Annotated in this window: 20 protein-coding genes; 1 reads left to right on the top strand and 19 read right to left on the bottom strand. The window is 39.7% G+C overall.

All coding sequences use genetic code 11. The features are described from left to right. Positions 1-81 precede the first annotated feature (81 nt). The 18 genes from NQ508_RS04610 to NQ508_RS04525 all read right to left on the bottom strand — a co-directional run bounded on the left by NQ508_RS04610 (position 82) and on the right by NQ508_RS04525 (position 24,563). A complete protein-coding gene (locus NQ508_RS04610; RefSeq protein ID WP_022415611.1) occupies positions 82-3,426 on the bottom strand; it encodes a glycoside hydrolase family 2 TIM barrel-domain containing protein in 3,345 nt (1,114 codons plus the stop codon). Between the two features lie 121 nt (positions 3,427-3,547). Further along, positions 3,548-5,845: a GH25 family lysozyme gene (locus NQ508_RS04605; protein WP_006428618.1), complete on the bottom strand. Its 2,298-nt coding sequence runs from the start codon at positions 5,843-5,845 to the stop codon at positions 3,548-3,550. Positions 5,846-5,941: 96 nt separating this feature from the next. Then, complete coding sequence (locus NQ508_RS04600) at positions 5,942-6,355, bottom strand: GtrA family protein (RefSeq protein WP_022415613.1); 414 nt, start codon at positions 6,353-6,355, stop codon at positions 5,942-5,944. Between the two features lie 93 nt (positions 6,356-6,448). Further along, complete coding sequence (locus NQ508_RS04595; RefSeq protein ID WP_006428620.1) at positions 6,449-6,715, bottom strand: HPr family phosphocarrier protein; 267 nt, start codon at positions 6,713-6,715, stop codon at positions 6,449-6,451. 79 nt (positions 6,716-6,794) lie between these two features. Continuing rightward, the gene (locus tag NQ508_RS04590; RefSeq protein WP_006428621.1) at positions 6,795-8,123 is read right to left on the bottom strand and encodes a CdaR family protein; all 1,329 of its coding nucleotides are present in this window, start codon (positions 8,121-8,123) and stop codon (positions 6,795-6,797) included. Continuing rightward, on the bottom strand, positions 8,104-8,982 hold the full coding sequence (gene cdaA, locus NQ508_RS04585; RefSeq protein WP_006428622.1) for a diadenylate cyclase CdaA: 879 nt from the start codon (positions 8,980-8,982) through the stop codon (positions 8,104-8,106). Before cdaA ends, NQ508_RS04590 begins: the two co-directional genes overlap by 20 nt. Before the next feature lie 47 nt (positions 8,983-9,029). After that, complete coding sequence (locus NQ508_RS04580; RefSeq protein ID WP_006428623.1) at positions 9,030-10,274, bottom strand: hypothetical protein; 1,245 nt, start codon at positions 10,272-10,274, stop codon at positions 9,030-9,032. Next, on the bottom strand, positions 10,275-10,670 hold the full coding sequence (locus NQ508_RS04575) for a hypothetical protein (protein ID WP_006428624.1): 396 nt from the start codon (positions 10,668-10,670) through the stop codon (positions 10,275-10,277). A 58-nt stretch (positions 10,671-10,728) separates the two neighbouring features. After that, positions 10,729-11,457, bottom strand: a complete 729-nt coding sequence (locus tag NQ508_RS04570) for a ComF family protein (RefSeq protein ID WP_006428625.1) — start codon at positions 11,455-11,457, stop codon at positions 10,729-10,731. After that, a complete protein-coding gene (gene recD2 / locus NQ508_RS04565; RefSeq protein ID WP_006428626.1) occupies positions 11,447-13,663 on the bottom strand; it encodes an SF1B family DNA helicase RecD2 in 2,217 nt (738 codons plus the stop codon). Before recD2 ends, NQ508_RS04570 begins: the two co-directional genes overlap by 11 nt. Positions 13,664-13,686: 23 nt before the next feature. Further along, positions 13,687-14,676, bottom strand: coding sequence for a rod shape-determining protein (gene mreB, locus NQ508_RS04560; RefSeq protein WP_044920524.1), 990 nt, complete (start codon positions 14,674-14,676; stop codon positions 13,687-13,689). A 205-nt stretch (positions 14,677-14,881) separates the two neighbouring features. Further along, positions 14,882-17,725, bottom strand: coding sequence for an excinuclease ABC subunit UvrA (uvrA, locus tag NQ508_RS04555; RefSeq protein WP_006428628.1), 2,844 nt, complete (start codon positions 17,723-17,725; stop codon positions 14,882-14,884). A 22-nt stretch (positions 17,726-17,747) separates the two neighbouring features. Then, the gene (gene uvrB, locus NQ508_RS04550) at positions 17,748-19,736 is read right to left on the bottom strand and encodes an excinuclease ABC subunit UvrB (RefSeq protein WP_044920527.1); all 1,989 of its coding nucleotides are present in this window, start codon (positions 19,734-19,736) and stop codon (positions 17,748-17,750) included. A gap of 354 nt (positions 19,737-20,090) precedes the next feature. Further along, complete coding sequence (locus tag NQ508_RS04545; RefSeq protein ID WP_005337952.1) at positions 20,091-21,383, bottom strand: tyrosine-type recombinase/integrase; 1,293 nt, start codon at positions 21,381-21,383, stop codon at positions 20,091-20,093. Positions 21,384-21,385: 2 nt separating this feature from the next. Further along, on the bottom strand, positions 21,386-22,603 hold the full coding sequence (locus NQ508_RS04540; protein ID WP_006428631.1) for a site-specific integrase: 1,218 nt from the start codon (positions 22,601-22,603) through the stop codon (positions 21,386-21,388). Then, entirely contained in the window at positions 22,600-22,827 is a 228-nt protein-coding gene (locus NQ508_RS04535) for a helix-turn-helix domain-containing protein (RefSeq protein ID WP_006428633.1), read from the bottom strand. The genes NQ508_RS04540 and NQ508_RS04535 overlap by 4 nt, the downstream gene beginning before the upstream one ends. Positions 22,828-22,977: 150 nt before the next feature. Next, positions 22,978-23,499, bottom strand: coding sequence for a type II toxin-antitoxin system PemK/MazF family toxin (locus NQ508_RS04530; RefSeq protein ID WP_006428635.1), 522 nt, complete (start codon positions 23,497-23,499; stop codon positions 22,978-22,980). A 593-nt stretch (positions 23,500-24,092) separates the two neighbouring features. After that, entirely contained in the window at positions 24,093-24,563 is a 471-nt protein-coding gene (locus NQ508_RS04525) for an RNA polymerase sigma factor (protein WP_006428637.1), read from the bottom strand. Between the two features lie 485 nt (positions 24,564-25,048). Between NQ508_RS04525 and NQ508_RS04520 the strand changes: the two genes are divergently transcribed. After that, positions 25,049-25,411 (top strand): helix-turn-helix domain-containing protein, encoded by a 363-nt coding sequence (locus tag NQ508_RS04520; protein WP_006428642.1) that lies wholly within the window; start codon positions 25,049-25,051, stop codon positions 25,409-25,411. 181 nt (positions 25,412-25,592) lie between these two features. On the opposite strand, the gene NQ508_RS04515 is transcribed toward NQ508_RS04520, so the two are convergent. Continuing rightward, positions 25,593-25,934: a hypothetical protein gene (locus NQ508_RS04515; protein WP_006428643.1), complete on the bottom strand. Its 342-nt coding sequence runs from the start codon at positions 25,932-25,934 to the stop codon at positions 25,593-25,595. Positions 25,935-25,943: the final 9 nt, after the last annotated feature.

The following is a 25,943-nucleotide window of genomic DNA, read 5'->3' as shown; positions in this document are numbered from 1 at the left end:
ATTGCAACAGAAAAAGTCATTTGAAATATGGATACTTCATACTTCAAATGACTTTTCTTTCATATACTAAAGCTCTCTATCTTACTTCTTTATAAATGTTTTTTCTGTACTTCCAGGTGCTGCTCCACCTTTTTCCACCAGTACGATCTGAACAGCTTCCAATCTTTTCGCAAGACCTTCCGTTCCGGCCTTTTCTCCGTTCTTTGCCCAGCCAAGCCAGCCATAACTTTGTGCGTGAACTCTGTAATATACATCATATTTGTTTTTCATTTCTCCAGTCAAACGTATCTTCACTGCTTCCAGACGTTTTGCTTTACCACTGGTTCCGCTTAATTGTCCATTCTTTTTCCAGCTCTTTTCCCATCCATACGTCTGTACATGTGACTGATATTCAATGTTTCCAGATACCTTCATTTTCTGCAGCTTAATTTTTATTGCTTCCAGACGTTTTGCCTGTCCGCTGGTTCCGCTTGTTTCTCCATTTTGTTTCCAAGTCTGCCAGCCATAGGTCTGTACATGTGACTGATAAAATACTCCCTGATTAGACACATAATGTTTTTCACTTGTTCCCGGAGCTTTTCCTCCTTTTTCTACTAACTTAATCTGAATAGCTTCCATTCTTTTTGCGAGGCCTGCTGTTCCGGCTATTTCTCCATTTTTTGCCCAGCCTAACCAACCATAAGATTGTGAATGAACTCTATAATATATATCATAATGCTCCGCAAGTTCCCCCGTCAACTTCAACCTTACGGCTTCCATCGCCAGTTTTTCCCCTGTCGTTCCGGCCGTCTGTCCATTCTTTTTCCAGTCCTGCCAGCCTTTCTGGGCAATATGTGTACGATATTCGATATTTCCTCCGTATTTTTTATTTTGAAGTTTTACCTTTAAAGCCTCCATTCTCAGGCCTTTTCCTATCGTTCCTGATGTCTGTCCGTCTTTCTTTGCTTCCTGCCAACCGATACTCTGTATATGTGTCTGATATTTTATACTTGTAGCACTATTTTTATTTTCTGCTTTAATTCCAGATACTTCATCCGAATATGTCTGTCCATCGGACGTTCCCACTGCTTTTATTGTATTCATATCATCCAGCTTTACGTCATCCCATACAAATACACCTGACTGCTGTTTTCTTCCTTTTCCAACAGACTGTCCATTTACAAACAATTCCACGCCTTCACAATTGGAATATACTTTTATCTGCTGATATTTTGTATCCCTTTCCGTATACCTTTTGCTTGTTAAATATACAAATTTATCTTGTTGATTCCAATTTGCTTTATAGAAATAGAATGCATCTTTTTTTGTCGTATGATCATAACAAACTAATCCCTTTGTATTTCTTCTCGGGATTCCTCCTTCATTTCTATAGCAGGAGAAGTCAAACATATTCCATACGAAGCTTACCGGTATATCTTTTCGCTTTTGAATCAATGAATAATATGTCTCTAATACAAACGCCTGATATTCCTCGTAATGTTTATCTTTCGATGCATCATCAGAAGACCATGAAAAATTTTCATCCATCGTTGCGTGTTGATTTATATTAGCTCCTGCACCATACTCTGTAATCATCATAGAAGAGGCATTGTACGTCTGCTTATATTCATTTAGTTTTCTATTCAGAGTATCTGTGATCTCTTTTCTTCCTTCATCATCTGCACTGGAAACAGATGACTTAAATCCCACATATAAATTCACTCCGGTATAGTCTACATTGCCATTTTTAGACCATTTAGCACATACCTTATTTGCATTACTACTGTCTATCTGAGCCTGAACTATATATCTCGTTGTATCTTCTTTTTGAGCCAGCTTTGCAACTGATGAATTGAAGGATACTAATGTATTTTCGTTTATCTGAAAATCTTTTCCAAATGCAGCTGCAGATGCCGGCTGATAAACCTCATTTTCGATTCCCCACATCATAATCGACGGATGATTATAGCCCTGACGAATCATCTCTTTTAACTCTTCTTTTATAGATGTTTTATAAGATTCCGCATTTGACAACAACAAATAATACGGTATTTCACAATAAACCAACATACCTCTCTCGTCTGCTAAATTGTATGTTGATTGTGAATGAGGATAATGCGATGTTCTAATTGCATTAACTCCCATCTCCTGCATCAGATTCATATCCTGTACCTTCAAATCATCCGGCACAGCATTTCCATATCCTTCTCTGTCCTGATGCATACCGACTCCATGAATCTCATACTCCTGTCCATTCAAATAAAATTTTCCATTTTTTATCTCATATGTTCTGACTCCGAAATTATCCGAAACCGTATCAAGTACTTCATCATTTTCATTATATACTGTTACATTTGCTGTATATAAATATGGATCTTTTGTTCCATTCCATAAATGAACATTATCAATTTGACATTTTGTACTATATGGCTGAACATTTTTATTGGCCTTAGCTGTTACTTTCTGCTCTGTTCCAGTAACTTTATTGCCATCTGCATCATAAATATCTGTTACGATTTTTAATTCTTTATCGTCATTACTTTTATTAGATATCTCATTTTTCACATTTACATCAGCAGTTGTTCCATTTACATTGGAATCTATATAGATTCCCTTATTGCCATAATCTTCTAATGAAATATACTGGTCATCTGTTGAAATCAATTCAACATCTCTGTAAATTCCACCCCACTGTGTATAATCTACATTAATTGGTATTGAAACCGTATCAATATTAGTAACATTCGCCTTAATTGTTATTTCATCCTTACCTTGTACATAATTGGTAATATCAAAAACAAAAGCCGAATATCCTCCAACATGCGTACCTACTTTCTCTCCGTCTATAAATACTTCCGTATTTCTTGCCGCACCATAGAATTTAATAAAAAGATTTTTATTTTTTATTTCTGAAATATTAACTGTCTTCTCATATGTAACAGTCTTTGAATTCATTTGTGGAATATATGACTGCCTCGGATGAACATATTCCCAAGAATGAGGCAGATTCACTACTCCGTTTCCTGCTCCCGACGGGAAATTCCAGCCTGCAGTAGATGTATCATTCGTTGAAAAGTTCCAGCCATCATTAATATTTAATACTTTTCTTTGTGTAACCGCTTCTTCTGAATCTGTTTCTTCTGAAGGTTCTTCCTGCTGAGCCTCCATGTTATCTTCTTTACTCTCTTCTTCCGTAATGTTTTCTTCCGCTTTTTCCTGTGAACTGTCAGAATCATTTCCCTGTATTAAATCATTCTCTGTCTCTTTTCCGTCATTTGTATTACTGTTTTCCCCGTCTTTCGTATTATTCTGATCATTAGATATTTCCTGATCTTGTTGATTTTCTTTCGTAATTTCGTCAGCATACGTCATGGTAACCATCGACATTCCCGGTCCTGTTAGTGTTATTGCCAACGAAATACATATTGCAGCAAATTTCTTTTTCATTCTTTTCCTCATGTGCTATTCCTACTAACACTTTCCTCCTCCATTTTTTCATTTCAAGCTGCTTTTTCCGGCAGCCAAAAGCGAACCTGTTTCCTATCCTCCTTTTTCTCATCCGCTCTTTCTATTTATCTTTTTTTATAAAAAATTTATTAGTACTTCCAGGTGCTGCTCCACCTTTTTCCACCAGTACGATCTGAATAGCTTCCAATCTTTTCGCAAGACCTTCCGTTCCGGCCTTTTCTCCGTTCTTTGCCCAGCCAAGCCAGCCATACGTCTGCGCATGCACCCGGTAATATATATCATACTGATCTGCCAGCGAATCTTTCAATTCAATCTGTATTGCTTCAAGTCTCTTAGCTTTTCCCTCTGTTCCGCTGTTTTTTCCGCCATTAACCCACTTTTGCCATCCGTAGGTCTGTACATGCGTTCTATATGAAATTTCCTTATTATAACTGGAATCTACCATTGCTATATTCAGTGCTTCCATCCTCTTGGCTTTTCCACTTGTTCCGGCCGTCTCACCATCATGTACCTTACTCATCCATCCATAGGTCTGTACATGCGTTTTGTAAGCTATTTTTGCTTCCTTAAAAGCTATAGATGTTGCTCCCGGAGCAGGATTTCCCTTTGGAACCACTTTAACCTGAACCGCCTCGATTCGTTTTGCATAATCTTTTGTTCCGGATGGTTCTCCGTTTTTCGCCCAGTCAAGCCAGCCAAATGTCTGTGTATGCACTCTGTAGTAAATATCATACTTTTCCGCAAGTTCTCCTGTGAGATGCAGCTTTATAGCTTCCATTCTCTTTCCGCCATTTAATATACCTGCTGCTGTATTATTGGCTTTTTCTCCCATCCAGCCATAACTTTGCATATACGTATCATATACTATATTTCCACTATATTGTGTATCATTTACTCTGACAGCTAATCCCTGAACCGCTCTTGCCTGACCAATTGTACCGCTCTGTTCACCATCCGCACTGTATTTCTTCCATCCTTGTTTTTCTACGTATGTTCTATATTCTACTTTCTTTCCTGTAGTCTTATACGAATTATCTGTTGTTCCGGGTATCGTTGCTCCTTTTGGTAAGACAGCAATTTGTAATGCCTCAATTCGTTTTTCATATCCCTGGCTTCCAGCCGGCTGTCCATTGGATGTCCATCCCAGCCAGCCAAAGTTCTGACTATATACACGATAGTATATATCATAATTCTCGGCCTGACTTCCTGTTAAACTAATTTTCACAGCCTGAATATACTTGCTTTTTCCTTCTGTTCCTGCGAGCTGCCCTGTTTCTGCCAGTGGCTTCCAGCCTTCATCCTGTATACATGCCTGATATCTTACTCCTAGATCTCCATATCCGCCCCCGACATTTATTTTAAACGCTTCTAGTCTTTTTCCATAACCCGGCTTTCCTGTCTGATAACCGTTATTTACAGGCTCCTGCCAGCCATAACTTTGCATATGCGACGTATATGTAATGATATTCTCATCGGAAACCATTACCCGATCTGCATCTTGATTTATCACCGGTTCATCTGACATCCAGAAGTTAATATCTACATTGGTACTAACACCATTTACTTTTCCCGAAGACGTACACTGCCACATATCATACTTTGACTGATACTGACAAGATGCACTATACTGCGCAACCCATTTAGACCAGGACTCATTCTTAAATACCCGATCTGTCAATATACTATTCCACCAATACAGGCTCGCATAAATTCCAACTTTATATCCAGCCCCAGATATCTTAGAACAAAATGTATTTGCCAATTTTCCAATTGTTGAACTGCCAAGATTCAGAACCGAATTCTCTTCCATGTCAAAATAAACGGGGTATGTCGGCTGGTGTCCTTCCAACATTTTCTTAACATTTTCAGCCTCTTTCTCTACTGCCGAAACCGTTGTTGCTGTAGAATATATGTATACCCCATAAGGAATTCCCAATCGTTCACATTCTTTTACATTGTACTCCCATTTACGATCTTTATAGCCTGAACCATAACTGCAGCGGATAATAACGAAATCAATATCCGATCTGTTTTTTACCGTATCCCAGTTAATAGTTCCCTGATATTCACTTATATCCATTCCTTTTTTCTTTGCACCAGGGATTGGTTTTCCAAGACTGTTAACAAATTGTCCATTGACCTTTTTCCATGCATTTGTAACAGCCCTTGCATTACTTGTCGCATCATCTTCTTGTGGTATTAATTCACCATTCGAATATCTCCAACTATTTTCTTTCGGCCTGTCCTCATCTGTATTCTCACTCGTCTGCACTTTCACTGAATCAGAGACAGATTCCTTTTTTTGAGCGTCGTTATTCTCCGGTTCTCCTGCCATAACGCTGATTGTACCTGTCGTAATATATATGACAGCCAGCATTACCGTCATTATCCTTTTCATATTTCCCCCCCTCAAATCATCAAATTGTATTATATATTTTACTATATCATGATTCTTATTTTCTTACTATCTTTATTTGCTTTTCCGGACATTTTCTTATTTTCTAAATACAATCACTCTCTGTCCCACATAATTAAACACCACGAACGCTCCCATTCCAACTAGCATAGACAGATTATCCTGTACACTTTTACTCTGTCCGTGAAGAAACCATGACACAAGCGGCTTGGCAAGCCCGTACGCAACCAGATAACAGACCGTAATATTTAACGCAAACTTAACCAGTTGCTTCCATGACTTTTCTTTATTCTGAAATGTAAAATACTTATTCAAAAAATAACTCACAATACTCCCCACAACATAATTGGATGCCGAGGATATCCAATAGCTCAGATGTAACACATTATATGCTGCAAACATTACAGCTGTTCCGACCAGTGTATTCACAATTCCAACCAATACAAATTTCCAAAATGTTATATCCAGTATATTTTTTATTTTATCTTTCATTATTGCTTCTTTCTCCTTGTTCATTTATAAAATAGGCATTGCATGGCAATACTAAAACGGCCTGTGTAAAAACACAGGCCGTCCAATATTCTCTTATTCTCCTAATCCATCTTCGATTGCACTGACCATGGCATCCATAGCCTCTTTTTCATCTTCCCCGTCGCAAATAAGTTCGATCTCATCTCCCGATTTCACACATGCTCCGAGAACACTTAAAACGCTCTTTGCATTTGCTGCAACATCGTCATCATACATAAACTCTACTTTGCATTTGTATCTACTTGCTATGTTACAGAACATTCCTGCCGGTCTGAGATGTAACCCTGTTGGATTTGTTATTGTAACTTTCTGTCTGATCATAATGTACTCTCCTCGCTTCTAATTGTTATTCCGTCCATCTTCAAGCCTCTGTACTTGTTTTATGATTATTCTCTTTTGTTTACCTGATTGTATCTGTCTTTTTCTCATCTTCTTTCGTCTGACCTTCACTGCTACTATTTTCATTTTGTGTCTTATCATTCTGTTTTGTTTTTTCCAGAATAATTTCTACATTCACATTATTCACCAGTGAACATCCGTCCGGAAGTTCAACAGATACCGGAACCGTATAAGTTCCTGCATTGGTATACTTCTTCAGATCAATACTCACTTTCTTTGCCGGTGAGAACAAATTCAGTGCATCCCCAGGTCCTTTTATCTGTATCTCAAGATCAACCGTTGAACCATAACTAATGCTCAGTCCTTCTGCTATATTGTTTACAACAATAGAATTTGTAGATACTTCAAATGTTTTCGCTCCCGGCTGCTGTACCGGAATTGATACAACCACCTTATTCGCATTCTGTTCTGTCAAAGACACACCACTTGGAATATAAGACGAAATATCAATTGTTTTGTCCGTCTTCTGTGTCAGATTATCCAGCTGTAACGCACTTGCCGGAATACTGATTTTGGAAACTCCTGCTAATGTCGTTTTATCTCCTGTAATCTCAACTTCCTGCGGCTCTACCGTTATTTTTCCAAGTTTATACCCCTCTGCCGCTGATACATCTGACGTATCAACTTCTATCGGAACACTTTTAACCTGAAGAAGTTCTACTTCTACACTAACTCCCTCTTTTCCAAGATTGTTTGCCAGAAGTGTCTGATCAATCACATTATTATTCGCATCATACAGAACCAGTTTTGCTTCCACCGTCTCATCTTCCGAAAGTCCTGATACATCTGCTTCGGCGGTAACTTTGGCTATACTGTTGATAATTCGTTTTGGTCCTCTAAGCGTTACCTTTTCCGGAACCGCTTTCAATGCTCCTACTTCATAACCACCTCTTACAGTACCTGTTGTTGTCGGAGTAATCGGGAAATTATTTTTTGCTTCCTCATCAATCTGGATCTGCAGATTTCTTGGATTTGCCGTCGCTTTCTCATATTTTCCGGCATAACCTTTGATTGTTATTTCGATTGGTACCTGTGTACGAAGTGTCAGTTCTTTCATATCGGCAGTTGCCTGAATATCTTCTGCCTTAATTTTATCTAATACGGATCTCTGCGCCGTAACAGTTACATTCACTTCCTGTGTATTATCAACAATCTGATACGTATTATTATTATCTGTAATTACTTCTTCATGAGTTACCTGAACCGGTATATTTGAGAAAGTCTTATCGTCTACCGGGTCATCTATATTTACCACGATCAGCCACAGAAATACTGCAATCAGGAAAGCCAGTATTTTCAGCGTAAGATTCTTAGTTATTCTTTTTTGCATGCTCACGCCATCCTTTCCACATTGCCCGTATTCTGTTAGTTTCACTACTTCTGTGCTGGATTTCTTCCAGTTTTATCCTAAGCTGCGCTTCATTAATATTTCTCGCCAGTTTGCCTCCTTGTGCCACAGATACAGCTCCCGTTTCTTCCGAAACAGCAATGATCAGAGCATCACTGACTTCACTCATTCCAACTGCGGCACGATGCCTTGTTCCCAGATCTTTACTGATACGCATATTGTCAGAAAGTGGAAGGTAGCATGTTGCCGACACAATCCTGTCACCACGGATAATAATTGCTCCGTCATGAAGAGGGGTATTGTGTTCAAATATATTCTCCAACACCTGACTGGATACCAGACAATCCATCTGAATCCCTGTACTTTCATATTCTGTCAGTCGAATTGCCTGTTCTACTACGATCAACGCTCCTGTCTTTACTTTTCCCATTGCAAAGCAGGCTCTGATAATATTCTCTCTGGTTTCCTCACTGAAACGTATCTCTCGATTCTGCTCAAAAGGCACAACCGACGTCAGGAATTGCTTTTCTCCCAGTTTTTCCAGCGCTCTTCGAAGTTCCGGCTGGAATACAACAATCGCAGCGGTTGCCATAACCGTCAGCGAATTTCTCGCAATAAAAAGGATGGTATGCATTTTAAATATAGCTGCAAGAAGAATAAATCCGGCAAGAACGATAATTCCCCGAAGTAACATCCATGCTTTCGTATTCTTAATCCATACAATAATCTGATAAATCAGAAATGTAAGAATCAAAACCTCTATCACATCTGTAACATGTACCTTTGGAATATACAGACCTATTCCGTATTTTTCTATAAAATCTGCCACTGCCTGTTCCATTCTTCTCACCTCCTCTTTATCTGAAATATTTCAACTATATTCTATATCTATCTTTTTCTTTTATTTGCAGTTTTCTTTCCACTTGCATGAAATTCATTTTCAAGGCTTTGTGTCAAAAGTAACTTATCTACATCTTTCATATCATGTTTCTTCGGCATCGGTCCTCTCTTCGGTGAATGTCTTTTGGCCTGACTGGCTCTTATCTGTGCAGGACTTCTGTACTCCGAATTATTATATGGTGTTTTTCTCGATGTTTCTTTTCTTAATTTGTGATTTGCAGACGGCTCCACGCTGATTGCCTTAGTCTCTTCCGTAACATCCTGTGAAAGACGTTTTACTGCTTCTGCATCAATAATCTCTGTTTCCTGTCTTTCATTGATCTTTTTCACCGTCTTCTCCGGAGTTGTTACTGCCACCTTTGGTATTGCTTTTACATAATAATAATATTCATCATCTTCAAACTGTAACCGTTCACTTCTTGCATAATCAACAGAGAAAAGGAACAGTTCTAATATCATTCCAACAATTGCCGCAAGAATATTTCCGAAGATCAGAGATCCATATGATATCTCCACTCCAAGTGCAATGCTTCCCATTGCCGTTACCACTACATCAGCAATTGCTCCTGCTATAATCCCAATTTTCCATGCGTGATCCAGTTCACGTCTGCGGATTGTATAAACCACAAAAAATCCTATAATAAACGCTACAATGTAAATCCACATTTCCTTATTCTGGAATACTTTCTGTACATAAGTTGTAATCTCAGAAAGCATCGCTTTACTTCCTGATGCTTTTGATGCCGAACTTGTCTTTTTAAGATATTCCACCATATAAAACACAACTGTTCCGCAACTCATCGGCACCAGACTTACCGGTGTATATATCAGTGCACACGCAACAGGTACCAGAAATGGTATTTTCAGAACAAATGCAATCGGTGTAAGAAGTACAACAAACGCCATCTTTGGTGCCAGTCTGATATAGAAAATATACATGATCAGGAAAATCATTGCCGATACAGCAAATATTCCTATCGACGCTGCCAGCGTATGTGCAAGAACTAATACCGCTGCTATCACAACAATCACCATCGGAGGCAGAAATGTAGCAACTACAGCCAGTGCCAGAGAAATTACCGGTGATGATAACGACTTCATGAATCCGGTATTCTGATTGATCATCGAAAATGTGATCATTGCAAGTATGAACTGAAAAGCCTTGTCAAATAATTTAGAATGTTTTCCATAGAGTTCTTCTATTCTTCCCCGTATTACATATATATTATCCATCTATCTTTTCTCCTTTTCATACATCTTCAGCAATTGGATCAGATTATGATTATATCTTTTTACCCTTTTTCTTGCTTTTTTATGTTTTTCATTATATATATGACTGGCAATTCCGCAATACACAATCACAACACCCACATAACCTGCCAAAATGATTAAAAATAAAAATATGATCAATCCATTTGACAGATTACCCATAATATTCTCCACGCCGGCAAGTAACAACACGCCTACCAGACATACATATCCAACCGATACACTTAAGAATGCATAGATAACATGCAGACTTGCATAGTCTTTTCTATAATAAGAGCTGATCTTAAAATCTTCTTTTCCATGTGTCTCTTCATAGAGAGCAAGTTTTGTCATTAATTTTACTTTTCTCTCATCTAACATATATCCACCTCAACATGATATTAATTCCATTAAAACATCATTTTAAGTATAACAAATCTCAGTACCCTTGTCCAATACTTATGGTTAAAAAGTAAACATTCTCTACACCTTTCTGTTTCAATACATTTGACACTGCATCAATTGTATTTCCCGTTGTATAAATGTCATCAACCAACAACACTCTCTTTACTGCCTGAAATGTATGTTTCACTGCAAATGCGTGCTTCAGATTCTTTTTTCTTTCCTGGTGACCTAGTTTTTTCTGCGGACTGGTCTTTCTGGTTCTTATCAGACTTTTACTGTCCACCGGGATTTCCAGGATTTTTCCTATTTCTTCTGCAAGTATCTGTGCCTGATTATATCCTCTTTTTCTCTTTCTTGAAGGATGCAACGGTACCGGCATAATAATATCCGGCCTCCATCTTTCTATTTCTTTTTGGAATTCTTTTACAAGTTCCTGACTATATAATATTCCGTATCTTCTTTGGTTATGGTACTTAAATTGATAAACAGACTGATTTACGGGGTTTTTGTGGTTCCACAAACTCAATCCCCGTTCATAATAATGATGTGTATGCATGCAGTCATAACAGTATTCCTGCTCTACACTACGGATCTGTTTTCCACATTGCATACACCTTGGTTCTCTGACTTTCACTAGTTCCAGCTTCTTTCTGCATTCTTTGCAGATGCCGTCTCTGCATACTTTTTGGCAGAATGGACAAACTTCCGGCCAGAGCAAAGATATGATTGATTCTTTAATCTTATTGATTTTTTTATGATTCATTTAATTCCCGGATTCGCTCTGCAAGACTCGTATTACGGTTCTGTTGATTCGTATTATGTATCATTTCCTGAAATACACTTTCATTTCCAATCACTGTAACACACTTTCTTGCTCTTGTAACAGCCGTATAAAGCAGATTTCTGTAATATAGCTGTCTTGGTCCCTGTAACAAAGGGATAATAACCGCCGGATATTCACTTCCCTGGGCTTTATGAATCGTTATAGCATAAGCCAGTTCCAATTCATCCAGCAGATTATACGGATACTTTACCAGCTTCTTTTCATCATACTCAACAGTAACCGTTTCCTCATATGTATTAATTTTACGTATGATTCCCATATCGCCGTTAAAGACACCGATTCCCTTATCGATCGTCATTCCATAGCGGGTAGAAATTTCCCATTCAAGCTGATAATTATTCTTAATCTGCATCACCTTGTCCCCCTCACGAAACAGGTGATCTCCGTATTCTTTTTCCTGTTTTCCAGGTTTCGGCGGATTCAGATATTCCTGTAATATCTTATTGATTCTCTCTACCCCCAACAGTCCTTTTCGCATCGGTGTCAGAACCTGAATATCCGCTTCTTTCGCATTCACAAACTTTGGAAGTTTCTTCTGGATCAATGTAATAATATTGCTGATGATCATATTCGTATCGTCACGTTTTAAGAAGAAGAAATCCATACTTTTATTGTCCAGAACAACCGGTTCTCCCCGGTTGATCTTATGCGCATTCACAATAATATCACTTTCTCCGGCCTGTCTGAATATCTTCGTCAGTTTTACAACCGAAAAGCACTCCGAAGAAATGATATCTTTCAGTACACTTCCCGGTCCTACACTTGGAAGCTGGTTCACATCCCCCACCAGGATCACACGTGTTCCGGGTACGATAGCATTCAGGAGTGCATACATAAGTGGCAGATCTACCATCGACATCTCATCAATAATAACTACATCTGCTTCCAGTGGATTTTCTGCATTCCGCTGGAAGCCCCCGATTGTCTCATCATCCGGATTTCCTGACACTTCTAGAAGACGGTGTATCGTCTGTGCTTCACAGCCGGTTGCCTCAGTCATTCTTTTTGCCGCCCTTCCTGTCGGTGCGGCCAGGTAAATATCCAGCCCTTCACTTTCAAAAAAATGTATCATAGCATTGATCGTAGTCGTCTTACCGGTACCAGGTCCCCCTGTCAGGATCATCAGACCATGCCTTACTGCTTCCATTACAGCAGTCTTTTGCATATCATCCAGATACAACTCTGTATTTTTTTCGATTTTATTAATCCGGCGTATTAAGTTAGCATCTGCAATTTCAAAATCAAGATTAAGATCATGCAGCATTTTTGCTGTATTTAATTCCATATAATAGTAATGAGACGTATATATCCTCATTCCCTGCTCCGACGGCTTCATAACGATCTTTTTTTCCATCGCAAGATCCATCAGGTACTGTTCCATGTCCTGAATCTGAACACCAAGCAATTCACTGGTCTCTCTTAACAGTGCTTCCTGATACAAATAAATATGTCCATCATTCACGCTCTGCTGCAATGTATAAAAAATCCCACTTCGTATACGAAAATCCGAATCTGTGTGGATTCCAATCTTTGCCGCAATCTCATCAGCAGTCTTAAATCCAACCCCCGGAACATGATCCGCCAGCTGATACGGATTCTCCTCAATCGTGCGGTAAACATTACGGCCATAATGCTGATAGATTTTCGCCGCAAGCGTCGTTGAAATTCCAAACTTCTGCAGATAGATCATCGCCTGACGCATATCTTTCTTTTCTTCCACCTGAGAAGCAATCTCTCTTGCTTTCCGTTCGCTGATTCCCTTGATTTCCGCCAGTCTCTCCGGCTCTTCTTCTATGATCCGAAAAGTATTTTCTTTAAATTTCTTGACAATTTTTCCCGCCAGCGCGGCTCCGATTCCTTTTATCGCTCCGGATCCTAAATATCTTTCAATTGATATCAGATCCTCCGGTTCACATACTTCCGATTCTTCCACAGCGAATTGAAGGCCATACATCTTATGTGTTGTATAGCCTCCTGTCAATCTTAATAATTCTCCTTCTTCTATAAAATGAAAATTTCCGACACAGGTAACCTCTCCATCTGAATTATTCAAATGGAATACTGTATATCCGTTATCTTCATTTCTGTAAACGATATGTTCTACGTATCCTTTAATCTCTTCCATTCGATTTCATTCACCCTGGTTTTCTAGATACCTTTTCTTTCGCCCATAAATTCTACATATTCTCCAGTACCGATTGCTACAACTTTCATTGGATCATCCGCTGTCATAGTATTAATACCTGTCTTTTCCTCGATCAGCTCTTCCATACCACGCAGCATGGATCCGCCTCCCGTCAGCATAATTCCTCTGTCAAGAATATCAGCGGAAAGCTCCGGTGGAGTTCTCTCTAACACACTGATTACGGCTTCTACAATCTGTCCGGTAGTCTCTCGAAGTGCTTCTTCTGTCTCTGTTGATGTTACCGTAACAGTCTTCGGCAGTCCTGTTACAAGATTTCTTCCTCTGACTTCCAAAGTCTCATCTTCAATCAACGGATAAGTTGTACCGATTTTAATCTTAATATCCTCTGCGGTTCTTTCACCGATCAGAAGATTATGCTTCTTTCTCATATAACGCACAATTGCCTCATCGAAATCATCACCTGCGATCTTAAGTGATGTATTTACAACAGTTCCTCCAAGAGAAATTACCGCAATATCTGATGTTCCTCCCCCGATATCAACAATCATATTACCGCAAGGTTTTGAAATATCGATTCCTGCACCGATAGCTGCTGCAACCGGCTCTTCAATCAGATGAACTTCTCTTGCACCAGCTGCATAAGTAGCCTCCTCAACTGCCTTACGTTCCACTTCTGTTACACCACTTGGGACACAGATACTGATTCTAGGCTTTTTGAAGGTTCTCTTACCTAATGCCTTCTGCACGAAATATTTAATCATTTTTTCAGTTACTGTATAATCTGAAATAACACCCTGTCTTAATGGTCTTACCGCTACAATATTTCCCGGAGTTCTTCCAAGCATCATTCTTGCTTCCTCTCCGATCGCTTTTATCGCATTTGTATCTCTGTCATAAGCTACGACAGAAGGCTCCTTTAATATAACACCTTTTCCTTTTACATATACTAATACACTGGCTGTTCCCAAATCAATTCCAAGATCTACTGACATTCCCAATTCTCCCTTCATCAAGCTGTCTATATCATTATCTTTTGTAAGATATGATCATACGCATGCTATTTTTGAGCATGTTCCCATTATAATCAAAATTATTTAAAATAAAAAGACCCATTTTGCTTAAATCTTTGTGAAGCTTTTTACATAAATATTACAATATGACGAATCTGCCCGAAGAGATGAACAAAATGTCATATTTCTACCTTCCTAACATCGGTTTTATATACTTTCCTGTATAAGACACAGGACTTTCTGCTACCTCTTCCGGTGTCCCGCTTGCGATCACGGTTCCACCTTTGTCACCGCCTTCCGGTCCGATATCAATAATATAATCTGCAGTTTTTATAACATCCAGATTATGCTCTATCACAATAACCGTATTACCATCAGCTGTCAGTCTGTGCAGAATCTCTGTCAGCTTATGCACATCAGCAAAATGCAGTCCTGTCGTCGGCTCATCCAGAATATAGATTGTCTTTCCTGTACTTCTCTTACTCAGTTCCGTTGCCAGCTTGATACGCTGTGCTTCTCCTCCGGACAGCGTCGTGGACGGCTGTCCCAGACGGATATAAGAAAGTCCGACATCATATAAAGTCTCCATCTTTCTGCGGATGCTTGGTACTTTTTCGAAGAAATGCATAGCTTCTTCTACTGTCATATCCAGCACATCATAAATGCTTTTGCCTTTATATTTTACTTCCAGAGTCTCTCTGTTATAACGTTTTCCCTTACATACTTCACATGGAACGTAGACATCCGGCAAGAAATGCATCTCGATCTTGATGATTCCGTCTCCGCTGCAGGCTTCGCAGCGTCCTCCTTTGACATTAAAGCTGAATCTTCCTTTTTTATAGCCTCTTGCCTTCGCATCCGGTGTTGCTGCGAACAGATCTCTTATGAGGTCGAATACTCCCGTATAGGTTGCCGGGTTAGATCTAGGCGTACGTCCGATCGGAGACTGGTCGATATTGATAACTTTATCTAATTGATCCAGTCCTTCGATGCCTTTATGTTTGCCCGGAATGGTTCTTGCACGATTCAGGTCTCTTGCCAGACGCTTGTAAAGGATCTGATTCACCAGCGAACTTTTTCCCGATCCGGACACACCCGTTACACAGGTCATTACGCCAAGCGGGAAGCTGACATCAATGTTCTTCAGGTTATTTTCCTGTGCTCCGAGTACTTTCAACCATCCGGTTGGTTCTCTTCTTGTCTCCGGAACCGGAATCTTGATTCTTCCGCTCAGATAGGCTCCGGTTACAGATTTTTCATTCTGCATGATTTCTTCTGCATTTCCCGTTGCAACCACTTCGCCGCCGTGCTCTCCCGCGCCCGGACCGATATCCACAATAAAATCCGCTTCTCTCATCGTATCCTCATCATGCTCGACTACGATTACTGAATTACCAAGGTCACGCAAATGCTTCAATGTGCCAAGTAATTTATCATTGTCTCTCTGATGCAGACCGATACTTGGCTCATCCAGAATATATGCTACACCTACAAGTCCGGAACCAATCTGAGTCGCCAGACGAATTCTCTGTGCTTCTCCGCCGGACAGTGTTCCAGTTGCTCTTCCAAGTGTCAGATAGTTCAGTCCGACATCCATCAGAAACTGGATTCTGGAATTGATCTCTTTCAGGATCTGTCCGCCGATCAGCATCTGATGATTCGTTAGCTTCAATTCTTTCAGAAATGCCTGCAGTTTCTCGATCGACATTCCTGTCAGTTCTGCAATATTCTTATCTCCTACCGTAACAGCCAGTGCTCCCGGCTTCAGACGCTGTCCCTTGCAGGCATGACACGGTGTAATATTCATGAATTCTTCATATTCCGCTTTCATAGTTTCCGAACCAGTCTCCCGGTAACGGCGTTCTACATTCTTGATCAATCCTTCAAACGCAACATCGTAGACACCTTCTCCACGCTGTCCCTTATAATATACTTTGACTTCTTTTCCATTCGTTCCATGAAGCAGAACATCGTGAATTTCTTTCGGATAGTCTTCAAATGGAGTGTCCAGCGAAAAATCGTATTCTTTGCTTAATGCATCCAAAATTGCATAAGTGAAGCTTTTTTTGTCTGTGCAGGACTGCCATCCCATAACTGTAATGGCACCTTCGCTGATGCTGAGACGTTTGTCCGGGATCATCAGATCCTCATCAAATTCCATCTTATATCCAAGTCCGAAACATTCCGGGCACGCTCCAAATGGATTGTTGAACGAAAAGCTTCTCGGTTCAATCTCTTCGATACTGATTCCGCAGTCCGGGCATGAAAAACTTTCACTGAACTGAACCGGCTCTCCGCCGATCACATCTACGGTCATCAGTCCCTCTGCCAGATTCAGTACATTTTCAATGGAGTCGGTCAGACGCTGTTCGATGCCTTCTTTTACTACCAGACGGTCTACCACAATTTCAATATTGTGTTTGATATTCTTATCCAGCTTAATCTCTTCTGAAAGTTCGTACATATTACCGTCAATTTTGACGCGGACATAACCGCTCTTCTTGGCACGATCCAGTAATTTGGCATGGGTTCCTTTTCTTCCTCTTACAACCGGGGCCAGAAGCTGGATCTTAGTTCTCTCCGGCATTCCCATGATTTGTTCTACCATTTGGTCAACCGTCTGCTTTTTGATCTCGCGGCCACATTTCGGACAGTGCGGTATTCCGACTCTTGCGTATAATAAACGGAAATAATCATAGATTTCCGTTACGGTTCCTACGGTGGATCTTGGGTTACGGTTCGTAGATTTCTGGTCAATGGAAATCGCCGGGGAAAGCCCCTCGATGCTTTCTACGTCCGGCTTTTCCATCTGTCCTAAGAACTGTCTTGCATAAGAGGACAGGGATTCCATGTATCTTCTCTGCCCTTCCGCATAGATTGTATCAAATGCCAACGATGATTTTCCCGAACCACTGAGTCCAGTCAGAACTACCAGCTTGTCTCTTGGTATATCTACATCTATATTCTTCAGATTATGCTCATTGGCTCCTCTGATTTTGATATATTGTCTTGAATCTTTTTCCTGTGACATGTGAGTATATACTCTCCTTTTTCTATATCTTTATTTCCTGCAGTGTCTTTTTAAGCTCAATTAACTTATCTCTGAGTTCTGCTGCCGCCTCAAAGTTCAGGTCTGCCGCTGCTTTCTTCATCTGTTTTTCCAGTTCTTTGATCAGTTTCTCTAATTCCTTCTCGCTCATAGATTCCGGATCTTTTTCCATCTGCACTTCAGAGGCTGCCACCTTCTTGGATACAGCGATCAGATCTCGTACCGCTTTCTGGATTGTCTTCGGTGTAATGCCATGTTCCTCATTATATGCCATCTGCACTTCACGTCTTCTCTGCGTCTCATCCAGTGCCGCACGCATAGAATCTGTGATCGTATCTGCGTACATGATGACATGTCCTTCTGCATTACGCGCTGCACGGCCGATGGTCTGGATCAGTGATGTCTCGGAACGCAGGAATCCTTCTTTATCTGCATCCAGAATTGCAACCAGTGTGATTTCCGGAATATCCAGACCTTCTCGCAGAAGGTTGATACCAACCAGTACGTCAAATACATCCAACCGCATATCCCGCACGATCTCGGTACGTTCCAGTGTATCGATATCCGAATGCAGGTAACGCACGCGGATTCCCAGTTCTCTCATATAGTCAGTAAGGTCTTCTGCCATACGTTTGGTCAGTGTTGTTATCAGTATTTTGTGCTTATTGGCAATCTCTTTATTCACTTCTCCGATCAGATCATCAATCTGTCCTTCTACCGGACGAACTTCCACTTCCGGATCGAGAAGACCTGTCGGACGAATTACCTGCTCGGCTCTTAACAGTTCATGTTCTTCTTCATATTTGCCCGGTGTTGCAGATACAAACATGACCTGATCGATCTTGCTTTCAAATTCGTCAAAGCTAAGTGGTCTGTTATCCAGTGCTGACGGCAGACGGAATCCATATTCTACCAGTGTACGTTTTCTGGACTGGTCTCCATGATACATGCCGCCGATCTGCGGAACCGTCTTGTGCGACTCGTCGATCATAATAATAAAATCATCCGGGAAATAATCCATCAATGTGTTCGGCGGCTGTCCCGGTGCAAGTCCCGCTAAATGTCTTGAATAGTTCTCAATTCCCGAGCAGAATCCTGTCTCACGCATCATTTCTATATCAAAATTCGTACGTTCTGCAATCCTCTGCGCTTCCAGAAGCTTGCCTTCCGATTTGAAATATTTCACCTGTTCTTCCAGTTCAATCTCAATATTACGAATCGCTTTCTCCATACGTTCTTTCGGAACAACATAGTGAGAAGCTGGAAATATCGCAATATGATTCAGCGTATTTTTCACTTCACCGGTAAGCATGTCTATTTCCGAAATCCGGTCAATCTCATCTCCGAAAAATTCCACTCTAATAGCAGTATCGCCACGGTCTGCCGGTACAATCTCTACCGTATCTCCCCGTACCCGGAATGTTCCGCGCTTGAAATCCATGTCATTTCTGTCATATTGAATGTCTATCAGCTGGCGCAACACTTCATCACGGTCTTTCTCCATACCCGGACGGAGCGATACCATCATCTGTTCGAAGTTTTCCGGTTCACCAAGACCATAGATACAGGAAACACTGGCAATTACGATCACGTCTCTCCGCTCGATCAATGCTGCTGTTGCCGATAATCTCAGTTTATCAATTTCTTCGTTTACAGAAGAATCTTTCGCAATGTATGTGTCTGAGGATGGGACGTAGGCTTCCGGCTGGTAGTAGTCGTAGTAGGAGACAAAATATTCCACTGCGTTCTCAGGGAACATCTCCTTGAACTCTCCGTACAACTGAGCTGCTAACGTCTTATTATGAGCAATGACAAGCGTCGGCTTCTGTAATTGCTGAATCACATTTGCCATCGTAAAAGTCTTTCCAGAACCCGTAACCCCTAGTAAAGTCTGGCATTGATTGCCTTCCTTGAACCCTTTCACAAGCTCTGCTATCGCCTGTGGCTGGTCTCCGGTTGGCTTATATGGGGCTTTTAATTTGAACTCATTCATGGTAAATCCCTCCATTTGTGACTTTTACTATGATCATTATCAGCCAAAAATTCGTATCCAGATTCGTAACGAAAAGCTTATTTTATGGTGAATAGATGTCTTTTTCACCTCGTTACGAATAAAAGTCACATTACGTAGTATCCCTGTGGGAAAACTGATTTTTGCGGATAAAACAACACTCGGAAATACCTGATGATACCAGGCTCCGATTCTGTCATATTTTTACTGTTTGTTCTTGTAACAGTCCCTATTATATCAGACATTTTTTTGAAAGTATATAGATGAAGGTAAGAAAAAGCACAAATGTTCGATTCTTATTTGTACTTTTCTCTCTTACTACTATTCTATTTTTTATCATGCTGCGTTGAAATATTCCTCCAGGATTAAGTCTATTTCAATCACTTCTGAATAATCATAATACTGATCTTTCCGCTCTTTTGGAATAACTTCTTCAATAAATGGTTCCAATACATCCAGACAGTCTTCTATGATTTCCTGCGTATCTCCATAGACATCTACTGATATGATTTCCTTGGCATGTCCCAATAAATGCGAAACACCTTTTGAATTAAAGCTATTCTTCAGCAAAATAGTTGCATAGGTATTTCTCAACTGGTGAAAATGAATATCAGGCAAATCCAAGGATTTCAACAAGTCTTTATAGTATTTCTGATGAAAGCCTTTACTCCTTGGATTCCCATATGTAGAACAACAAATATAATTCCAGTCCCGGAACTCTTTTGGTCTGCGTCTGCGGTTCTTCTCATAAGTTTTCCGTTCTTCTAGAATGGCTTCAAATACATAATCCGGTATTGGAAGTTCACGCACACCAGCAGGTGTTTTTGTTTTAATTTCCTGCTTTGTCAGCATCTTAGGTGCACAATCTTCTGCTTTACTGTTTGGCTTCTTTCCCAACTGACGCTCTACTCTCAACGTCCTGTGAATGTAATCGACATCACTGTATTTCAGACCATTTATTTCACTTCTTCTGAGTCCCATCAATACCGCAAATAAAATCTGCATATGAATCGGTGTCTCCTTGCTTGCCTCAATCAACCGAAGCACCTGCGGAAGTGTCAATGTTTTCTTCTCGTCAATTTTCAGGACACGATACTCTGTCTTTTTTATTTTCTTCGGTAAATTGATTCCCTTCGCAGGATTTGTTGCCAATACATTTTTGTTAAATGCATACTCCAATGATGTTTTCATGATCGTCCTGACATTTTTCGCAACCGATTCATACTTCTCTGCAACTGCATTATATAATTTTCTGATATACCCCTGATTCAGTGTAGACATATACATTTTTCCAAGCTGTGGAACAATATAATTCTTAATGGAACTTTTGTAAGTTGTATAAGTATCGTCTGTTATCCGGGGACGCATAATATCTTCCAGCCAGAAGATCATAAACTCCTCTACCCGGATTTTTCCATACACAATATAGGTTCCGGTATGTAGCTGTCCGATTACTTCATCACGAAATGCATTAGCTTCTCTTTTGGTTGTGAATCCCGCATGTTGCTGTGTCTTTGTACTTTCATCTGCAAACGTCAGCAACACGCGAAATCCATATCCTTTTTTGATTGTCGTCACCGAATAAACCTTATATTCTACATATTTCTTAAAATCAAAGGTCTTATGCATGGCTATCCCTCCGTTCCCGTTCGTTGTGGTACAAATGTATTATTTACAAATGCAATAATCTTATCCTGCTCGTCCATAATCTCACAATAATATTCGTAAGTCGTATGAACGGAACTATGACCTAACAGACCAGATATTTTAAACAATGGAACTCCAAGCTCAATTAAAATGGTCGCAAACATATGTCTGAGTCCATGTACGGTGATATTTGCCAATCCATTTCTGTTACAGATTTTCGTAAGTGCCTGATTCATTGCCGTTAATGATCGGGGTTCGCCATTTTCCTGACAACATACATAATCAAAATTCTTGTATTCTATGCCCGGATCAGTTTTTCGCAATTCAATCAACTGCTGTCTGCGTTTTACTTCCTGCATCACCACTTTTGGCACTCTCAATATCCGGTAGCTGTTCTCAGTCTTTGGATTCCTTTCAATAACAGCATATTCCGTAACCGTAAATTCTTTTTCTTTCAGTTTCAGGTTTCCAACAAGCTGTCTGCTAATTCTGACGGTCTGTTTTTCAAAATCAAAATCCTGAAATTTCAATCCAAGAATTTCTCCTTTTCGTAATCCACAAAACAGTCCCAGTAAAATTTCCAGATACCAAGGATTCTTGCTCGCAGCTTCAAGAAAAACCTTCAATTTTTCTTTGCCTAATACCCTTACCTTTGGTTTTACTCTCGGATATGGCTTTGTCTCAGGCATTGGATTATAGCTTATGAACTTATCTCCTGCTGCATCTTTCATGGCGATGCTCAAAAGCTCCCGCCCTTTATTTCCCGCTGAAGGACAGATTTTCGCGACACGTTCCAGTAGAGCATCTAAATACTCTACTGAAATGTATTTTAATTTGATATCCGCTTCCATACTCGGAAGAATCAGATTATATAAGGTATATGCTCCAACCATTCTCGTGGTTGTCTCAATTCTCGGACTGAAAATATTTTCAAACCAGTATTCCAGATAATCCCCAAGCATCACATCTGTCTTTTGCATTTTTGCAATCTGGAGATCTCTCTGCTTCTTCTGGTATCTTTTTTCATATTCCCAGTAACTTTTCTCTGCTTCTTCCGGCGTTTCAAAGCCACCTTTTTTCCCATATTTTGTCGTCAGATCGTCCTGCAGCTCTTTGGTTCTGTGATACCATGATTTTCCTTCAAAAAAGACAACTCTCTTTTCCTTTGACATTGTCTCCTGCTGCGTTTCTTTCTGTTTCATTCTGCTCTCACTCTCTCTCTCTCCTCGTCTCCATTCAGCCACTTATCAAAAGAATTGCATGGGATACGATAAGATCTGCCAATCTTCAACACCCGGAATGGTTTTCTATCATAATAAACATTTTCTATAAATTCATACGCCTTGGAGCGTCCCAGCCCAAGCAAATTCTGAACATCTTCTACTTTATATACTTTCTTTTCCACTTCATTCTCTATCATTGCCATGACGTTATCCTCCTCGTCCTAATCTTTGCGCTTCACTACCGGTAGTTTTTAGCTGTGTAACATCTAAAAACGTTACACCACTAAGATATCCATTTTCGTCTGCATCGTCCAATGTGCGAATTTTCAAATCGCACACTTGACTTTTACGTGTTACTTGTTCTTTCTTCCTATATAATAGTCGTACCCATTCCGGACATTACAGAACATACAAGTATCCTTATATCGCTGTTCTGGATTCACTCGCCGGATATAATGTCCCGGCACATCATAAAAATTGCCTGCACATACTCTGCACAGGCTCACGACTAACGGTTTTTCAATTATCTTCGGTATCCCGGTACTTCTCCTGATTGCTTTATTGATTTTCTCCATTTCAGTGCGGTCTAAGGTACACACATAATTTTCCAACCGTCTTTTATCCAAAGTTCTAAGCTGCTCCAACAGCACTACAGAATCTTTTTCTAACCCTTCCATTTCCGGGACTGCAATGTGTGTTGGCAGTTTCATTTTTTCTTTACTAGTAATTGCTGCCACAATCACTGTCGGACTGTATTTATTTCCTATATTGTTCTGAATCACCAGCACCGGACGATAACCGCCCTGTTCACTTCCAAATACAGGATCAAGGTCGGCGTGATAAATATCCCCACGCTTGACGTTCCTATCTTCCATCTTTGCTATATCTCCTCTCGTCTTTCTAACTGTTGTTATCCCTAAATATGTAAAATACAAGCCTATTTGTCCCCGACGCCCCGACTTGTAATTGGGAAATCATCAGACGACTGACTGCTAATCAGCTCCACAGGATTTTATCTAAAATAAATATATGGGATTGGGAGTTTTCCTCTCCAGGGATCTCCTGAAGCTGCCCTCACTTGTTGCGGCATCAAAGAAATATTTTGTATACACGACTTTATGACCGGACAGGAGTATCATTATGCCTGTTGTCTGTCATCGCCCTGCCAGAAGCAATCTGACAGTTATAACCAGATATTTTTCGCTCAACAGTCCGGGTAATACAAACTGAAACCAAAAGGAAGTATACGGGTGGGATTTCGCTGTCTTTACCCAGCCTGTGTTATGGCGTATTTGTTAATGTGGCTTACGCTCATCACGATAACAACAGGAATGTGCCTGATGAATGTATATGAATTTGTCAAGGTTCTTCCCGCTCCCCAGTCTTTTCGTGACAAAAGAAGAAACAGGTGGATCAAAATATTTCTCTTTCCACCTGTTTCCTCACTTAAATGCTATTTTTCAACCCACTATCTCAAAATCTTTTTCAAATTTCTGATTGCTGCTTTTACAGACTTTGCTACCATCTGAAAAGAGCATCCTTCTTCCTGTGCAATCTGCTCATATTTCTTATCTTCAAAATAATACTTCATCAATCGTCTTCTCTGAATTTCCGACAACTGCTGAATTGCACTATGTAACCGTTCCGCTTCCAGTTTATTCAGAACCGTATTCTCTACATTTTCTTCTTTCTGAAATATCCGTTCATATAAACTGGAATCCCAGATTTCTGACTGTTCCAGATGCCTGTCCACAACATTCATATGCGACACATCCTGCAATTCAAACGTATTAAAAGCTTCATATACATTCTTTCCTATTTCCAAATCCTTGTACTCTTTTTCACCATTACGAAATGAAACATAATATTTTCCGTCCTTCTCATAGATTTCATATGGGTTATATTTATCTTTTCTTCTTTTAGGCTGTCTGCCTTCCATGACCTTTCCTCCAATCTGAATTTTTTTTGAATTCAGATCAGTAGGCGGGGCACGAATACGAACAATCGACCTTATTTTGAATTGCTCATTCTCAATATTTAGGTAACAAAAAACGCCCTGACAGATTTCACTCCTATGGACGCATTTAATTCGATATTTTATTACCCTGGATTCATTATTGGCTCTTACCCTAGTTTCAATTCCAACATTTACTAATGAAATTGTTGAGATTTTTTTAATTGAATACCTTCTGTTGAACAGAATTTTTTAGCTGAACTCTTGCTAAGAACCATATTTTCTCCGGTTAGATTCCGGAAAAGAAAATAAGCATACAAATACTGCTCTTTCGGAATCTGTTTTTTTAACCGAAAGAGATTTGTATGCTTTCTCATTCATCGGGTAATACCCTGTGTTTTTTCTAATGTTACACCCTTTTCACTTTTCAAATTTTGGGTAATACACTAAGTTTATGGAGGTATACAAACATGGATATTCCAAAAACATTATTTGCCACTTTAGTAAAACAAGGGCGTATGGAAATGCATTTAACACAAGAAGCTCTTGCTGAAAAACTCGGAATATCGGCGGCTTATCTTGGAGACCTCGAACGCCATAAAGGCGGTCCCAGTCTGGAATTATTTTGTAAAACCATGCAGACTTTAAATATTTCTGCTGATGACTACGTTTATCCAAATCAAAATAAAAATAATTCTACATATGATCAGATTCTTCGGCTCTTAAATCAGTGCAATGATTATCAGTTACAGGTAATTCTTGCAACTACGACAGCTCTGCTAGATTCTAATCCTTTTATTTCTAACGTAGACACTACTAATGATACAAAATAAAACTTGTAAAATACCGATAAATAGCTGATAATTACCGATATTTAAAATTAGTGGAATAAATACTATTACCATATGTTAAAAACAGTTATGCTATATCATTACAACTTGATATAACATAACTGTTTCTTCTTTACGAACATCCTTTTATCTATCAAATACTACATTTTCCTCCACGACACACTTAATTGCTTTTCATCTCGCTAATTATTTTTTCCATATCCGTCGATTTTTTCAAGAGTCCTAAACCAGCCAATAACTGAATACAATCTACATATCCTTGACAATATGCCCTTTGTTCTGACACAAACGCTTCTTCTTCCAAAATTTCTCCATATTGCTTCAACTTCTCCCTGTCCTCATAACTTATATGATCGAGAAGTTTATTCACCTTTTCTTTTTCCATTTTCTTCTTCAACTGAATATTTGCAAGTTCTTGGAAATAGATATAACTTTCTCTGTTTATATTCTCACAACGCAACTGGTTCAAAAAAGAGGATATTTCATTCCAAATATCATTTTCCATAAAAATTTC

It is taken from the genome of Dorea longicatena (genome assembly GCF_025150085.1).
Lineage (GTDB): Bacteria > Bacillota > Clostridia > Lachnospirales > Lachnospiraceae > Dorea_A > Dorea_A longicatena.
The sequence above is the reverse complement of the archived record's forward strand: the minus strand, read 5'-3'. Positions and strand labels throughout refer to the sequence as shown.

What these genes read in the sequence shown, in the direction of transcription:
- NQ508_RS04525 (WP_006428637.1), bottom strand. Translation starts at nt 24,563, where the DNA reads ATGGAAGGCAGACAGCCTAAAAGAAGAAAAGATAAATATAACCCATAT.
- NQ508_RS04530 (WP_006428635.1), bottom strand. Translation starts at nt 23,499, where the DNA reads ATGGAAGATAGGAACGTCAAGCGTGGGGATATTTATCACGCCGACCTT.
- NQ508_RS04535 (WP_006428633.1), bottom strand. Translation starts at nt 22,827, where the DNA reads ATGGCAATGATAGAGAATGAAGTGGAAAAGAAAGTATATAAAGTAGAA.
- NQ508_RS04580 (WP_006428623.1), bottom strand. Translation starts at nt 10,274, where the DNA reads ATGGATAATATATATGTAATACGGGGAAGAATAGAAGAACTCTATGGA.
- mreB (WP_044920524.1), bottom strand. Translation starts at nt 14,676, where the DNA reads ATGTCAGTAGATCTTGGAATTGATTTGGGAACAGCCAGTGTATTAGTA.
- NQ508_RS04570 (WP_006428625.1), bottom strand. Translation starts at nt 11,457, where the DNA reads ATGAATCATAAAAAAATCAATAAGATTAAAGAATCAATCATATCTTTG.
- recD2 (WP_006428626.1), bottom strand. Translation starts at nt 13,663, where the DNA reads ATGGAAGAGATTAAAGGATACGTAGAACATATCGTTTACAGAAATGAA.
- NQ508_RS04545 (WP_005337952.1), bottom strand. Translation starts at nt 21,383, where the DNA reads ATGCATAAGACCTTTGATTTTAAGAAATATGTAGAATATAAGGTTTAT.
- NQ508_RS04540 (WP_006428631.1), bottom strand. Translation starts at nt 22,603, where the DNA reads ATGAAACAGAAAGAAACGCAGCAGGAGACAATGTCAAAGGAAAAGAGA.
- NQ508_RS04595 (WP_006428620.1), bottom strand. Translation starts at nt 6,715, where the DNA reads ATGATCAGACAGAAAGTTACAATAACAAATCCAACAGGGTTACATCTC.
- NQ508_RS04515 (WP_006428643.1), bottom strand. Translation starts at nt 25,934, where the DNA reads ATGGAAAATGATATTTGGAATGAAATATCCTCTTTTTTGAACCAGTTG.
- NQ508_RS04600 (WP_022415613.1), bottom strand. Translation starts at nt 6,355, where the DNA reads ATGAAAGATAAAATAAAAAATATACTGGATATAACATTTTGGAAATTT.
- NQ508_RS04575 (WP_006428624.1), bottom strand. Translation starts at nt 10,670, where the DNA reads ATGTTAGATGAGAGAAAAGTAAAATTAATGACAAAACTTGCTCTCTAT.
- NQ508_RS04610 (WP_022415611.1), bottom strand. Translation starts at nt 3,426, where the DNA reads ATGAAAAAGAAATTTGCTGCAATATGTATTTCGTTGGCAATAACACTA.
- cdaA (WP_006428622.1), bottom strand. Translation starts at nt 8,982, where the DNA reads ATGGAACAGGCAGTGGCAGATTTTATAGAAAAATACGGAATAGGTCTG.
- NQ508_RS04520 (WP_006428642.1), top strand. Translation starts at nt 25,049, where the DNA reads ATGGATATTCCAAAAACATTATTTGCCACTTTAGTAAAACAAGGGCGT.
- uvrA (WP_006428628.1), bottom strand. Translation starts at nt 17,725, where the DNA reads ATGTCACAGGAAAAAGATTCAAGACAATATATCAAAATCAGAGGAGCC.
- NQ508_RS04605 (WP_006428618.1), bottom strand. Translation starts at nt 5,845, where the DNA reads ATGAAAAGGATAATGACGGTAATGCTGGCTGTCATATATATTACGACA.
- uvrB (WP_044920527.1), bottom strand. Translation starts at nt 19,736, where the DNA reads ATGAATGAGTTCAAATTAAAAGCCCCATATAAGCCAACCGGAGACCAG.
- NQ508_RS04590 (WP_006428621.1), bottom strand. Translation starts at nt 8,123, where the DNA reads ATGCAAAAAAGAATAACTAAGAATCTTACGCTGAAAATACTGGCTTTC.